Raw genomic sequence first — 13,770 nt, forward strand, 5'->3', positions numbered from 1 at the left:
TTGATTTGATATGGCACATCCAAAAAAAAGAAAATCTAAATCTAAAACCCGAAAAAGAAGAAATAGCAAAAAGCTCGAGATTATTAATCTATATAAAGATAAACTTAGTAAGCAATTTCATGTTTATCATAGAGGACTTTTAATTGATAAAACGATTTATTACAAAGGGAGAGTGTTTAAAAGAAAGACTATCTCTTGAGATAGAGTAAATTTTTAGCAGCATGAATTATTTCGGTTTTACTAGGGTACCAAAGTTTAATTAAGTTTTTGGCATAAGGGGCTGGAGTATCTTCTAAAGTAATTCTTTTGATTGGAGCATCTAAGTAATCAAAAGCATATTTTTGTACTAAATAAGTAATTTCAGATGAAATAGAACAAAATGGCCAAGCTTCTTCTAGAATAAGCAGTCGATTAGTCTTTTTAACTGATTTTAGGATTGTTTTATAATCCAATGGTCTTATTGTTTGTAAGTCAATGATTTCAATATCAATATTTTCTTTTTCTAGTTCTTTACTGGCTTTAAAAGCCAGTTTTAAAATTTTCCCAAAAGACACCAAGGTGAGATCTGCCCCTTGTTTTTTAATAAGAGATTTACCTAATGGTAAATAATATTCTAGATTTGGAAGTTTCATTTGATCACTATACATGTGTTCTGATTCTAAGAAAATGATTACATCATTATCTTTAATAGCTGATTTTAAAAGCCCTTTAGCATCATAGGCATTAGATGGAACTACTACTTTTAGTCCAGGACAATGAGCATACAAAGTTTCTAAAGCTTGGGAATGGGTAGCTCCTAATGGACCAGCAAATCCTGTAGGGCCTCGAAAGACTATTGGTAGTTGCCATTGACCTCCACTCATTTGGCGGATTTTAGCAGCATGATTTATTATTTGATCTATAGCTACTAATGAAAAGTTGAAACTCATAAATTCAATAATTGGACGACAGCCATTTAAGGCGGAACCTATTCCTATCCCGGTAAAACCTAATTCTGAAATTGGAGTATCAATCACTCGGTTTTTTCCAAATTCTGCTAACATTCCTTTAGAAACTTTATAGGCTCCATTATATTCACCAACTTCTTCTCCAATTAAATAAATACTTTTGTCTCTTCTCATTTCTTCACTCATAGCTTCTTTAATTGCTTCTCTAAAACTTATTGCTTTCATTTTTTTTCTCTTTACTTTTAATATAAGAAAGAAATTAATTTCCTAATTTTAGAAGTATGTCTTAGTCTTTTTAAAGTATGGATTTCGATTTGTCTACATCTTTCGCGAGTTAATTTTAAGATTTTAGCTATTTCTTCTAAAGAATGAGGGTAACAGCCTAGACCAAAATGAAGTTTAATAATTTTAGCTTCTCTCTCGGGTAGAGTGTTTAAAACTGATTGGATTTCTTCTTTAAGAGAATCAAATTCTAATTTTTCTTCTGCATTTTCACAATTTTCATTTTGGAAAATTTCATACAAGTTAACTGGTTCTTCGCCTTCATTCAAGGGAGCATCTAAAGAAGGGAGTTTATATGAGTTGAGTAGTGCTTCATCTACTTCTTTTTCTGTACATTTTAAGGTGTCGCTTATTTCTTTTATAGTGGGTTTTATTTGGAAGTTTTGTTCGAATTTTAAAATGAATTTATTGACTTTATTATAAAATGCTATCTTATTTGTTGGGCACCGTATTCCACGAGATTGTTCCGAAATAGCTTGTAATATCGATTGTCTAATCCACCAAACGCAATATGAAATGCATTTGTATCCTTTTCGTTCATCAAATCTACAGATTCCTTTTATTAAGCCCATATTGCCTTCATTAATTAAATCACTAAAGCTCAAGCCTTGGTTTTGATATTTTTTAGCTATAGAAACTACAAAACGAAGGTTGGATTTTATTAATAGATCAATACATTTTTTAGCTATTTTCTTTTCATATTGAGTTGCCTTATCATTATATCCCCTTCTAATTTTTCTAGCCAAAATTATTTCTTCTTTATAAGATAATAATTTAATTTTTCCTATTTCCTCTAAGTATTTTTCAATAGTTTCTTCATCTAAATTTTGGTATAATTTCTGTTTTTTATTTTTGATCATCTTTTGAATCTGATTTTGAGGTTTAAGAGGTTGGTTTAATATCATTTTAAGGCTTTATTTGAGAATATCATTTTCCCATTTTTATTATCTACTCCCAAATATTTGACTAAGATTATATCTCCAATTTTTAAAAAATATTCTAATCTATCAAATTGCTTAAAATTAATTTCAGAAATCTGTAAGAGGCTTTCTACACCTTTATAAATTTCAATAAATACTCCGAATTCTGTTATAGATTTAACTCTTGCCTTATAGATATTTCCAATTTTAGGAATAAGAGATTTTATTACTCTTACTGCTTTTTTAATTTCCTCATTTTTTTTTCCAATTACTTCAATACGTCCTAAATTATTTTTTTCCTCGATCAAAATACTTGTATTAGTTTCATGTTGAATGTCATTAATTTTTTTTCCACCATAACCTATCACCGCCCCGATAAAGGATTTAGGTATAGTGAAAGCATAAATTTTTGGAGCATGAGGTTTAAGAAATATTCTAGGTTTTGGTATAGTTTTTAACATTTTGCTTAAAATAAATAATCTCCCAATTTTAGCCTTTAAAAGTATTTTTGCTAAAATTTCATTATTCAAACATTCAACTTTCACATCCATTTGACATGCAGTAATTCCTAGTTTAGTCCCTGCTATTTTAAAATCCATATCTCCCCATGAATCTTCTTCTCCTAAGATATCTGATAGTACTATTTTTTCTCCAGTTGATTGATTGATAATTAAGCCCATCGCAATTCCTGCTACTGGTCTAATAATAGGTATTCCAGCATCCATCAAGGCTAAAGTACTTGCACATACGGTTGCCATAGAAGAGGACCCATTAGATTCTAAGACATCTGCTACTATTCTTACAGTATATGGATTATTACTTGGCAGTATATTCTTTAAAGCTCTTTGAGCTAAATTACCATGTCCTATTTCACGACGTGAAATACCTCTAATAATTCTTATTTCTCCGGTAGAAAAAGGTGGAAAATTATAGTGTAAATAAAATTTTTGTTGAGCTGGTTCAGTTGGCTCAATTACAGCCTCGACTTTCTTAACGTCTGAAGAGGACCCTAAAGTAATGGTAGCTAAAGCTTGTGTTTCACCTCTTGTAAATAAGGCGGAACCATGAACTCCTGGTAAAAAATCCACTTGACACCAAATATCTCTTATTTTATTAAAATTACGTCCATCTATCCTTTGTTTTGTTTTAAACATTAAATCAAGAATAATTTTCTGTTTTAATTCGTTAAAATAATATTTTATTTCAGTTTCACTTGGCTGCATTTTTTGTTTTACTTTTTTTAATAAAGTTTCTAATTTGTCATTTCTTTTTTGTTTATTATAAAATTTATTATAAATTTTTGTTATATTGTATTTTATTAATTTGATTATTTTATCATTAAAAAAAAAATTAGCTGCTGTTTTATTGATTAGAGGTTTAAGTTGAATTTTTTTTCTTAATCGTTTTTGAGCTGATATTTGAGATTTAATATGTTTGTGAGCATATTTTATAGCTTTTAGAAGTTCCAATTCAGAGATTTCTTTCATTTCACCTTCTATCATAAGAATTGAACTGTTAGACCCACCTATAATTAACTCAAAACTTGAGTTTTTAAGTTGTTCTATTCCAGGATTTAATACAAAAGAATTATTGACTCTAATTATTCTTACCATTGAAACCGGTTCTTTAAAAGGGATTTCAGAAATATATAATGCAGCAGAAGCTGCTAGGCAGGCTAAAACATCTGGTAATATATTTTTATCATAAGATAAAAGAGAAATCATAATTTGAATATCTTTATAGAAGTTTTTGGGAAAAATGGGTCGTAATACACGATCTATAAGTCTCATCGTCATTATCTCTTCTTCTGTCGGTCGGCCTTCTCTTTTAAGATATCCACCCGGAATTTTACCTATCGCTGAATATTTTTCTCTATAATCTATAGTAAGTGGTAGAAAATTTCCACCTTCTTTTTCTTCTTTTGAAATTACTACTGTAGCCAGTAAAATTGTATTTCCCATTCTGATTAGAACTGAACCATCGGCTTGCTTTGCTAATTGGCCCGTTTCAATATTTAGATATTTTCCATCCTTTAAAAATATTTTTTCTTTTATTAATTTTGGCAGCATAGTTATTTTAGCAATGATTTAATTATTTGTTTTTTTTTAGTAAGTTTTTTAATTAAAATTCTATAAGTATTATAATCGTGTTGATTTTGTTTTAAATGATTAGTAATTATTTTTATCTTTTTATTTAAGTATAATAGTTGTGCTAGATTGGAACCAGTATCTAATTTTTTCATTTCTAATATTTGATTATATAATAATATAATAATATAATAATATAATAATATAATATAATAAATAAATATAAAATGAAAAAAGGAATACATCCAAAAAATTATAGAATTGTAGTATTTCAAGATATAGCCAGCCAAAATAAAATATTTTGTAAATCAACAGTAGAAACTAAAAATGTTATAAAAATTAAAAATAAAGTTTATCCTTTATATAAAATGGAAGTTTCTAGCTTCTCGCATCCTACTTATATTGGGAAACTAAAATATATTAATAAAGCTGGTAGAATAGAAAAGTTTAATGCTAAATATAGCTCATATCAAAAAAGATAATATGCTAAGGTTTGATCGAAAATTTATCGAATAAATTTCGTTCATATTTTAATTTACCAACTAGAGCAATCATAGCTGCATTATCATTTGAAAATTGTTGTGGAAAAAAAGTTTTCCAGTTATTTTCTAGAGATTTTTTGCTAAAAAATTTTTTTAATCCAAGATTTGATGAAATTCCTCCAGAAAAAACTATATTTTTTATTCCAGTTTTTTTAACAGTTTTATTTAATTTATCAAATAATATCTCAAAAACAGTCTCTTGAAAAGAAGCACAGATATCATTAATATTTTGGGAAATAAATTTCCTATTTGTTTTAATTTTAGTTTTCAATAAATCTAAACAATTAGTTTGTAACCCACTAAAACTAAAATTTAATTTTTTTACTTTAGGTTTCTTAAAACCAAAGGTTTTCGAATTCCCTAATTGAGCATATTTATCTATAATTCTCCCCCCTGGATATTTAAATCCAAGTCTTTTAGCCATATTATCAAAGAGATTTCCTAAAGAAATATCGTTCGAACTCCCTAAAATTTTAAATTCTAAAAAATCTTTTACTTTTATTATATTAGTATGTCCTCCACTAATAGATAAAGAAATAAATGGAAAATTAGGGGGAGTAGAATGTACTCCTTTAATAAAATGAGCTAGAATATGAGCTTGAATATGATTGACAGAAATTAATGGAATTTGCCAGCACAGAGCTAATGATTTTGCAAAAGCACTGCCAACTAATAAAGAACCGATTAACCCTGGGGAATTAGTAAATGCAATAGCATTAATAGTATTATTTTTAATTTTTGCCTTAAAAATAGCATTATTAACTACAGAAACTATATGCTGAAGATGCAAACTGGCAGCTAGTTCAGGGACCACTCCACCAAATTTTTGATGAATTGTTTGAGTTCTTACAATATTTGATAAAACTGTGTGGTTATTTAGAATGGCTGCACAAGTATCATCACAAGAGGTATCTATACCTAAAATAATTAAATTCTTTTTTTTCATGGTTAAAAAAAAATGATTACTTTTGTACTTAAAGACAGTTCTATAATGCCTACAATTCAACAATTAATAAAAAAAGGTAGAAAAAAAAGAAAAAATCCAAGTAAATCTTTAGCCTTAAATCACTGTCCTCAATGTAGAGGAGTATGTCTTCGAGTATATACAACTACACCCAAAAAACCGAATTCTGCTATGAGAAAAGTTGCAAGAGTTCGTCTAAGCAATGGAAAAGAAGTAAACGCTTATATACCTGGGGAAGGACATAATCTTCAAGAACATTCAATAGTTTTGATAAGGGGAGGGCGTGTGAAGGATTTACCAGGAGTACGTTATCATATCATTAGAGGAGCTTTGGATACTTTAGGAGTTAAAGATAGAAAGAAATCCCGTTCCAAATATGGAACCAAACAGAAAAGTAAATAATGAGAAAATTAAAAAAAACAAACAGAATATACGAACCAGATCCAAAATTTAAAGAACCATTAGTTACAAGATTTGTGAATCATTTAATGAAACATGGGAAAAAAAAATTAGCATATAGAATATTTTATAATTTTCTAGATGAATTAGAAAAGATCAATAATAAGAAAAATAAGAAAAAAGGAATAAAAATTTGGAAAAAAGCTTTAAAAAATGTTACTCCACAAGTCTATATAAGAAGCAAACGAATAGGGGGGACAAAAATAAATATACCAATTATTATACCAAAAAACTTACAATTAACTAAAGCTATTAAATTACTTATTAATAGTTCTAAAGAAAGAAAAGAAAAAGCAATGTATAAGAAATTAGCAGGAGAAACCTTAGCAGCTTACAAAAAAGAGGGAAGAGCAATAAAAAAAAAAGATAATATGCATAAAATAGCTGAATCCAATAAAGCCTTTTCACATCTAAAATTTTAAAAACCAAACCAAATGGGAACAAAGTTAAAATATACAAGAAATATTGGATTCGCAGCTCATATAGATGCGGGGAAAACTACACTAACAGAAAGAATATTATTCTATACTGGAATAAATCATAAACTTGGAGAAGTTCATGATGGTACGGCTACTATGGATTGGATGGCACAAGAACAAGAGAGAGGAATTACTATAACTGCTGCCGCTACACGGTGTGAATGGAAAAATAAAGATAAGCTATATAAAATTAACATTATAGATACACCAGGTCATGTGGATTTTACTGTGGAAGTTGAAAGATCGTTAAGAATATTAGATGGTTTGGTGATTTTATTTAGTGCAGTGGATGGGGTTGAACCCCAATCAGAAAATATTTGGTTACAAGCTGACAAATATAAAGTACCAAGAATTTGTTTTATTAATAAGATGGATAGGCAAGGTGCGAGTTTTTTTGAAGTTTGTGATCAAATAGAAAAAGTACTAGATACTAATTGTTTGATCTTACAAATCCCTATAGGGAATGAGGACAGTTTTCAAGGGATCGTAGATCTAATTTATAAGAAAGCATTCATATGGAATGAAATTGACTTTGGCAGAACCTTAAAAGAAATCCCAATTCCTTCGAATTTAAGCCAATTGACGGAAGAATATCGAAACAAAATGATAGAAAGGTTAGCTGAGTATGATAGTAAACTTTTTGAGAAATACTTTGATTCAAAAAACCAAATCACTGAAGAGGAGATAATAACTACTATAAAAAAACAGACCTTAAAACTGGAAATAACTCCTGTTATTTGTGGTTCAGCTTTCAAAAATAAAGGAGTCCAATATATTTTGGATGCAATCTGCAGATTTCTACCATCACCACTAGAATGTAAAAAGATATACGGTTATAGTGTGCAGGAAAAAAAAAAACAACCGATTATTCCAAAGATTAATAAACCTTTTTCAGCTTTAGCTTTTAAAATTTCTTCTGATCCTTTTGTTGGAAAATTGACTTTTTTTAGAGTCTATTCAGGAAAAATAAAATCTGGATCTTATGTTTTAAACAGTAGAACAAATAAGAAAGAAAGGATTTCAAGAATTTATCAAATGCATGCTAATAAACAAAATCCTATTAATTTAATTAAAACTGGTGATATTGGAGCCGCAGTAGGGATTAAAAATATTAAAACTGGAGATACTCTCTGTGATATTAAGAATCCAATTTTTTTAGAACAGATCTTTTTCCCAGCCCCCGTGATTGGATTAGCTATTGAACCTAAATACAAATCAGATATAGATAAAATGAGTATGGCGCTATCCAAATTAATAGTAGAAGATCCATCATTCCAAATTCGGAATGATCAAACCACTGGACAAACCATAATTTCAGGAATGGGAGAGTTACATTTAGAGATTATTCTTGATAGAATTAAAAGAGAATTTAACGTTGAAGTTAATAAAGGCAAGCCACAAGTAGAATATAAAGAAATATTAACTAAAACAGTTCTTCACAGAGAAATCTATAAAAAACAAACTGGTGGAAAAGGGAAATATGCTGATATTCTATTTCAGATTGAACCAATAAAAAAAGATTTCCAAGGGTTAAAATTTGTAAATCAAGTAAAAGGAGGAAATATTCCAACAGAATTTATTCCTTCAATAGAAAAGGGCTTTAAAGAAGCTTTAAGAAATGGGCCTTTAGCAGGATACGAAATAGAAAAAGCTAAAATTATTTTACTTGATGGATCATATCATACAGTAGATTCAGATCAACTATCTTTCGAATTAGTTAGTAAAATAGGGTTTAAAAATGCAGCTAAAAAAGCTAAGCCATATCTTTTAGAACCTTTTATGAAGTTGGAAGTTTTTACTCATCCAAAATATATGGGTCTTATTGTTGGGGATCTGAATCGTAGGAGAGGTGTAATTCAAGGAATGGAAGATAAGCGAAAAAATGTAAAACTTATTAAAGCAGTAGTTCCACTCTCTGAAATGTTTGGGTATGTCACGGCTTTAAGGACTTTATCTTCTGGAAGAGCCACCTCAATAATGATGTTTTCTCATTATCAGAAAGCTCCTGAAAGGATTTGGAATAAAATAATATATAAAGAAATATGTTAAATTATAAAATTAAAATAAAAGCATTTGACGGATATATATTAAACCTATCAGTAATAAAAATTATGAATTACATTTCAAAGCAGAATATAAAAGTTAATGGACCAATTACCTTACCAACTAAAAAAAAAATATATACCATATTAAGATCACCACATGTGCATAAAAAATCAAGAGAACAATTTAAATGGTTCATCCATAAAAGAGTTTTAATGGTATATAATGTAAAATCAAATTGTTTCAAACAAATTGATCTCCCTAGTGGAGTAAAATTAGAACCAAAAAAATGTTAGGGCTAATTGGAAAGAAGATAGGTATGACTAGTTATTTTAATGAGTTAGGTTACTGTATACCCTGTACAGTAATAAAAGCTGGACCCTGTACAGTATTACAAAAAAAAACTCTAAAAAAAGATGGCTATTATTCTCTTCAACTAGGGTTTGAAGAGAAAAAAAAAACTAATAAACCTTTATTAGGCCATTTTAATAAATTTAACTCCTCTCCGAAAAAAATAATATTTGAATTTGCAGGTAATTTTTTAAATTCTCCAGGAGATATAATAAAAGTAGATTTCTTTAAAGAAAATGAGAAAGTAGACATAGTAGGAAAATCGAAAGGTAAAGGCTTTCAAGGTGTTGTCAAACGTCATGGCTTTTCCGGAGTGGGCGAAAAAACACATGGTCAACATAACCGTGCTCGTGCTCCTGGAGCTATTGGAGCTGGTTCAGATCCATCCAGAGTGTTTAAGGGAACACGAATGGCAGGGAGAATGGGTGGAAAAAGAAGCACGATAAAAAATTTAAATATTTTAAAAATAGATTTTAAAAGAAATTTATTAATAGTAAAAGGTTCAGTCCCAGGTCCCAAAAATTCTTATTTATTAATAAATAAAATTGGATAAAAATGGTAATAGAAATTTTAAATAAAAATGGTTTAAAAACTGGTAGAAAAATAAAATTTAATTATAATTTTATTTCCAATAATATTAATATAAAAACTAAAAACCATCTAATTTATTTAGAAATTAAAAGATTTTTAGCTGCAAAAAGACAAGGAAGTCATCAAACTAAAAGCAGGAGTCAGATTCAAGGAAGTAATAAAAAAATTCAGAAACAAAAAGGAAGTGGTAATGCTAGAAAAGGAGATATAAAAAATCCTTTATTTGTTGGCGGGGGGAGAATTTTTGGTCCAGTTAAAAGAAAGTATAATTTAAAATTAAATAAAAAGATAAAAAAAATTGCTATAAAAACTTTATTTTATTACAAACTTATAAATAAACAAATTAAAATTATTGAACCTTTTATGTTAAAACAAATTTCAAGCAAAACAATAAAGAAACTATTAAATAAATTAAATATATTTAAAAAAAAAATATTAATTATTACTAATAAGAGAGATAAAAATCTCTATTTTTCTTCTAGAAATTTTCAAAATGTAAAAATTATAAATATAAGAAATGGAATAAACAGTTATGATATAGCAAAAGCTTATTACTTGATAATTAAAGAAAATTCAATAAAATATTTAGAAAATATGTTAAATAAGAGATAAAAAAAGGTGAGTGAAAAGAGAAGAAAATTCCTGTTTTATAAGAAGTATATAAATAAAAACTTAAGTAAAAAAATAAAACCAATTATAACTGAAAAAGCTCTATTTACCAATATATCAAATAATTATTATACTTTTATTTTTCCTATTTATTTTAATAAAAATGAAATTTCCAAATATCTACAGAGAGTTTATAGAATTAAGATAACCAAGTTACATACTAATATTTCTTCTAAAAAAAAGAGTAATAAAAGAATATTGAAAAAAACTTTTTCAGGAATAAAATTTCAACAGTTTAAAAAGGCTGTTTTTAAAGTAAAGTAAAATGCCACTTAAGATAAAGAAACCCATTACGCCAAGTCAAAGGTTTCAGATATTAAATAAATTTTCTGAAATAACTAAAACCAAACCAGAGAAATCTCTGGTTTTTGGGCTTTCGAAAAAAGGAGGAAGAAATAATACTGGAAAAATTACGATGAAATATATCGGAGGAGGACATAAAAAAAAATATAGAATAATAGATTTTAAAAGAAAAAAAAGGGGAATTCCTGCTATAGTTAAATCTATAGAATATGATCCCAATAGATCTTGTTTTATTTCACTGCTACATTATATAGATGGTGAAAAAAAGTATATTTTATCTATTAAAGGACTTACAGTTGGACAAAAAATATTATCTGATGAAATTACGGAACCCAAAATAGGAAATGCGATGTTATTAAAAAATATCCCTTTAGGAAGTATTATTTGCTGTATTGAATTATGCCCTAATGGGGGCGCTGCCTTAGCTCGTAGTGCTGGAACAGCTGTACAATTAATTGCGAAAACAGAAAAATATTGTACTTTGAAATTACCATCAGGTGAAACCCGAATGGTATTATCTAATTGTCTGGCAACTCTTGGTTCAGTCTCAAATCAAGATCATAAATTAGTAATTTCAGGAAAAGCTGGAAGAAATCGTAGATTAGGAAAAAGACCAAGAACAAGAGGAGTAGCTATGAATCCTGTGGATCATCCAATGGGTGGCGGAGAAGGCAAGGCCTCAGGTGGCCATCCAAGAAATCGAAATGGAATTCCTGCCCATGGTTTTAAAACACGTAAGAAAAAAAAACAATCAAATAAATATATTATAATAAAAAAAAAAAAGAAGTAATAATAATTATGCCACGTTCTTTGAAAAAAGGGCCATTTATTAATTACAAATTGATTAAAAAAATAGTAATTAATAATAGATTAAAGACAAGGAAAATAATAAAAACTTGGTCAAGAGCTTCAACAATAACTCCAGAATTTATAGGCAATTCAATTGCAGTTCATAATGGGAACAAATTCCTGACAATTTATATTTCAGAAAATATGGTAGGACATAAATTAGGAGAATTTTCTCCTACTCGAAATTTTCGTAGTCATTCTGGAGCTAAAAAAATAACACCTACTCGAAATAAAAAGTAATGTTTCAAAACAACAAATTATATTTCTATTATAAATCTAATAATATTAATTATTCAAAAATTAAACTGATAAAATTACTTAATATTATTAAGTCGAAAAATATTGAATATATAATGAATTTATTGGGAAATTTTAAAACCAAAGGAGCCCTCATTTTAAAAGAGATAATTTTGAATGCTTCTAAGCATTTTAGTAGACAGATAGAATCCCAAACACAAAATGTATATATAAAAAATATTCTAATTAACAAAAGCATAAGTTTTAAAAAACTGAGGGCAGCGCCACAAGGCAGAGCCAATCAAATAAAAAAACAATTTTTTAAAATTATTTTGATACTTAAAAAATGGGACAAAAGGTAAATCCGATAGCCAATAGGCTAGGAATCTCAACTTGCTGGAAATCAATATGGTATAGTGAAAAGTTTAATCAGCTGAAAGAAGATTTAGAAATACGAAAATATCTAAATATAAGATTAGCAAAATCTTCTTTATCATATATATATATAGAACGAAAAAAGTATAAAATTTTTCTTACAATTTCCTCTTCAAGACCTGCAATAATCATTGGAAAAGGCGGCAGTGAAATAGAAAAATTAAAAACAGAACTTAAGAAAATTACTAAGAAAAAAATAAATATTAATATACTAGAAGTAAAGATCCCAGAATTAGATGCTCTTTTAATTGCAAAAAACCTTGCCAATCAAATTGAAAATCGTCTCCCTTACAAAAAAGCTATAAAATTCGCTATTTATTCTGCCTTACGTCAAAAGGTAGAAGGGATCAAAATTAAAATTTCTGGTCGTTTAAATGGAACTGAAATGGCACGTACTGAATTTTATAAAGAAGGCAGAATTCCTTTTTCGACTTTTAGAGCTAACATAGATTATGCCACTTCTGAAGCTCAGACTCCTTATGGAAAAATAGGTATAAAAGTATGGATTATGAAAGGAGTAGTATATAATAAAAAAGACTTATATCTCTTAAGACCTAAACAGAACAAACTGTAAGTCATGTTAAAGCCAAAAAGAAATAAATTTGAGAAACTCCATAAAGGCAGAATAAAAGGATATGCTAAAAAAGGTACAAAACTTCACTTTGGGATATTTGGACTGAAGACTTTAGATACAGCTTGGCTTTCAGATAGACAAATCGAAGCGGCTCGCATTGCGGCGACACGACATATGAAAAGACAAGGAAAATTATGGCTCAATATTTTTCCTAATAAGCCTATTACAAAAAAACCTCAAGAAGTTAGAATGGGAAAAGGAAAAGGGGCTATAGACCATTGGGTTTCTGTGGTAAAACCTGGGAGAATCTTAATAGAAATCGATGGAGTAAATTTGGAAATAGGAAAAGAAGCTTTAAGATTAGCTGCTAATAAATTACCAATAAGAACAAAATTAATTTTAAAATGATGAGGAAAAAAAAAAGACTTGGTATAATATTAAGTGATAAAATGAATAAAACAAGAGTAGTAGGTGAAGTAGTAAAAAGGAAACATAAGATTTATAAAAAGAATATTTATTATACCAGAAAATATTTTGTTCACGATGAAAACAATCAATCAAATAAAGGGGATACAGTAGAAATAATTTTTACACGACCATTAAGTAAGAAGAAACGTTGGAATTTATTTCAAATAATAAAATGTTAATGTTAAGAATAAAATATGTTACAACAAGAATCATTTCTTAATGTTGCTGATAATTCGGGAGCGAAAAAAGTTTTATTAATTCGTGTTTTAGGAGGCACTAAAAAAAAATATGCTTCTCTTGGGGATACTATTGTAGTAACAGTTAAAAATTCAATTGCTGGATCTAGCCTTAAAAAAGGACAAGTCACAAAAGCAGTAGTAGTTCGAACAAAATATAAAGTTAAACGCAAGGATGGATCTTATATAAGTTTCGATGATAATGCCTGTGTTTTATTATCAAAAACTTGCGAAATGAGAGGTACTAGAATCTTTGGGCCAGTTGCAAGAGAATTAAGAGAAAAAGAATATATGAAAATAATTTCATTAGCTGTAGAAGTTTTATAATATAAAA

Annotated in this window: 21 protein-coding genes; 16 read left to right on the forward strand and 5 right to left on the reverse strand. The window is 28.2% G+C overall.

Annotated elements, in window-relative coordinates; translation table 11 throughout:
* Positions 1-10 precede the first annotated feature (10 nt).
* Positions 11-199, forward strand: a complete 189-nt coding sequence (rpmF, locus tag JSR03_RS00630; RefSeq protein ID WP_204097688.1) for a 50S ribosomal protein L32 — start codon at positions 11-13, stop codon at positions 197-199.
* Here the strand turns inward: rpmF and JSR03_RS00635 are convergent.
* Genes JSR03_RS00635 through JSR03_RS00650 form a run of 4 tightly spaced genes read right to left on the reverse strand, consistent with a single transcriptional unit; the run spans position 189 to position 4,391 of the window.
* Entirely contained in the window at positions 189-1,172 is a 984-nt protein-coding gene (locus JSR03_RS00635; RefSeq protein ID WP_204097689.1) for a pyruvate dehydrogenase complex E1 component subunit beta, read from the reverse strand. The genes rpmF and JSR03_RS00635 overlap by 11 nt on opposite strands.
* 17 nt (positions 1,173-1,189) lie before the next feature.
* The gene (locus tag JSR03_RS00640; RefSeq protein WP_317193093.1) at positions 1,190-2,134 is read right to left on the reverse strand and encodes a sigma-70 family RNA polymerase sigma factor; all 945 of its coding nucleotides are present in this window, start codon (positions 2,132-2,134) and stop codon (positions 1,190-1,192) included.
* Positions 2,131-4,218 carry a polyribonucleotide nucleotidyltransferase gene (locus tag JSR03_RS00645; protein WP_239079301.1) on the reverse strand — a complete coding sequence of 696 codons (2,088 nt, stop codon included), beginning with the start codon at positions 4,216-4,218 and terminating at the stop codon, positions 2,131-2,133. Before JSR03_RS00645 ends, JSR03_RS00640 begins: the two co-directional genes overlap by 4 nt.
* 2 nt (positions 4,219-4,220) lie before the next feature.
* On the reverse strand, positions 4,221-4,391 hold the full coding sequence (locus JSR03_RS00650; RefSeq protein WP_204097690.1) for a 30S ribosomal protein S15: 171 nt from the start codon (positions 4,389-4,391) through the stop codon (positions 4,221-4,223).
* A gap of 72 nt (positions 4,392-4,463) precedes the next feature.
* Here JSR03_RS00650 and JSR03_RS00655 point away from each other — a divergent pair, with 72 nt between their 5' ends.
* Positions 4,464-4,718 (forward strand): type B 50S ribosomal protein L31, encoded by a 255-nt coding sequence (locus JSR03_RS00655; RefSeq protein WP_204097691.1) that lies wholly within the window; start codon positions 4,464-4,466, stop codon positions 4,716-4,718.
* A 4-nt stretch (positions 4,719-4,722) separates the two neighbouring features.
* Here the strand turns inward: JSR03_RS00655 and tsaD are convergent, their stop codons facing one another.
* Positions 4,723-5,724 carry a tRNA (adenosine(37)-N6)-threonylcarbamoyltransferase complex transferase subunit TsaD gene (gene tsaD, locus JSR03_RS00660; protein WP_204097692.1) on the reverse strand — a complete coding sequence of 334 codons (1,002 nt, stop codon included), beginning with the start codon at positions 5,722-5,724 and terminating at the stop codon, positions 4,723-4,725.
* A gap of 45 nt (positions 5,725-5,769) precedes the next feature.
* Between tsaD and rpsL the strand changes: the two genes are divergently transcribed.
* The 14 genes from rpsL to rplN are packed head-to-tail and all read left to right on the forward strand — an operon-like array spanning position 5,770 to position 13,763.
* Positions 5,770-6,144, forward strand: a complete 375-nt coding sequence (gene rpsL, locus JSR03_RS00665) for a 30S ribosomal protein S12 (RefSeq protein WP_204097795.1) — start codon at positions 5,770-5,772, stop codon at positions 6,142-6,144.
* Positions 6,144-6,623, forward strand: coding sequence for a 30S ribosomal protein S7 (gene rpsG / locus JSR03_RS00670; RefSeq protein ID WP_204097693.1), 480 nt, complete (start codon positions 6,144-6,146; stop codon positions 6,621-6,623). Before rpsL ends, rpsG begins: the two co-directional genes overlap by 1 nt.
* A 12-nt stretch (positions 6,624-6,635) precedes the next feature.
* Positions 6,636-8,729: an elongation factor G gene (fusA, locus tag JSR03_RS00675; RefSeq protein WP_204097694.1), complete on the forward strand. Its 2,094-nt coding sequence runs from the start codon at positions 6,636-6,638 to the stop codon at positions 8,727-8,729.
* A complete protein-coding gene (gene rpsJ, locus JSR03_RS00680; RefSeq protein WP_204097695.1) occupies positions 8,723-9,019 on the forward strand; it encodes a 30S ribosomal protein S10 in 297 nt (98 codons plus the stop codon). Before fusA ends, rpsJ begins: the two co-directional genes overlap by 7 nt.
* Positions 9,013-9,627, forward strand: coding sequence for a 50S ribosomal protein L3 (gene rplC, locus JSR03_RS00685; RefSeq protein ID WP_204097696.1), 615 nt, complete (start codon positions 9,013-9,015; stop codon positions 9,625-9,627). Before rpsJ ends, rplC begins: the two co-directional genes overlap by 7 nt.
* A gap of 2 nt (positions 9,628-9,629) precedes the next feature.
* Complete coding sequence (gene rplD / locus JSR03_RS00690; RefSeq protein ID WP_204097697.1) at positions 9,630-10,277, forward strand: 50S ribosomal protein L4; 648 nt, start codon at positions 9,630-9,632, stop codon at positions 10,275-10,277.
* Positions 10,278-10,283: 6 nt separating this feature from the next.
* Positions 10,284-10,598: a 50S ribosomal protein L23 gene (gene rplW, locus JSR03_RS00695; protein WP_204097698.1), complete on the forward strand. Its 315-nt coding sequence runs from the start codon at positions 10,284-10,286 to the stop codon at positions 10,596-10,598.
* Position 10,599: 1 nt separating this feature from the next.
* Positions 10,600-11,427: a 50S ribosomal protein L2 gene (gene rplB, locus JSR03_RS00700; RefSeq protein WP_204097699.1), complete on the forward strand. Its 828-nt coding sequence runs from the start codon at positions 10,600-10,602 to the stop codon at positions 11,425-11,427.
* An 8-nt stretch (positions 11,428-11,435) separates the two neighbouring features.
* The gene (gene rpsS / locus JSR03_RS00705) at positions 11,436-11,726 is read left to right on the forward strand and encodes a 30S ribosomal protein S19 (protein ID WP_204097700.1); all 291 of its coding nucleotides are present in this window, start codon (positions 11,436-11,438) and stop codon (positions 11,724-11,726) included.
* Positions 11,726-12,085, forward strand: a complete 360-nt coding sequence (locus JSR03_RS00710; RefSeq protein ID WP_204097701.1) for an uL22 family ribosomal protein — start codon at positions 11,726-11,728, stop codon at positions 12,083-12,085. The genes rpsS and JSR03_RS00710 overlap by 1 nt, the downstream gene beginning before the upstream one ends.
* Positions 12,070-12,732, forward strand: a complete 663-nt coding sequence (gene rpsC, locus JSR03_RS00715; RefSeq protein WP_204097702.1) for a 30S ribosomal protein S3 — start codon at positions 12,070-12,072, stop codon at positions 12,730-12,732. The genes JSR03_RS00710 and rpsC overlap by 16 nt, the downstream gene beginning before the upstream one ends.
* Positions 12,733-12,735: 3 nt before the next feature.
* The gene (rplP, locus tag JSR03_RS00720; protein WP_204097703.1) at positions 12,736-13,140 is read left to right on the forward strand and encodes a 50S ribosomal protein L16; all 405 of its coding nucleotides are present in this window, start codon (positions 12,736-12,738) and stop codon (positions 13,138-13,140) included.
* Entirely contained in the window at positions 13,140-13,379 is a 240-nt protein-coding gene (gene rpsQ, locus JSR03_RS00725) for a 30S ribosomal protein S17 (protein WP_394798632.1), read from the forward strand. The genes rplP and rpsQ overlap by 1 nt, the downstream gene beginning before the upstream one ends.
* Positions 13,380-13,394: 15 nt before the next feature.
* Positions 13,395-13,763 carry a 50S ribosomal protein L14 gene (gene rplN / locus JSR03_RS00730; RefSeq protein ID WP_204097705.1) on the forward strand — a complete coding sequence of 123 codons (369 nt, stop codon included), beginning with the start codon at positions 13,395-13,397 and terminating at the stop codon, positions 13,761-13,763.
* Positions 13,764-13,770: the final 7 nt, after the last annotated feature.

Origin of the sequence: Candidatus Karelsulcia muelleri (genome assembly GCF_016888765.1) — a bacterium.
Lineage (GTDB): Bacteria > Bacteroidota > Bacteroidia > Flavobacteriales > Blattabacteriaceae > Karelsulcia > Karelsulcia muelleri_F.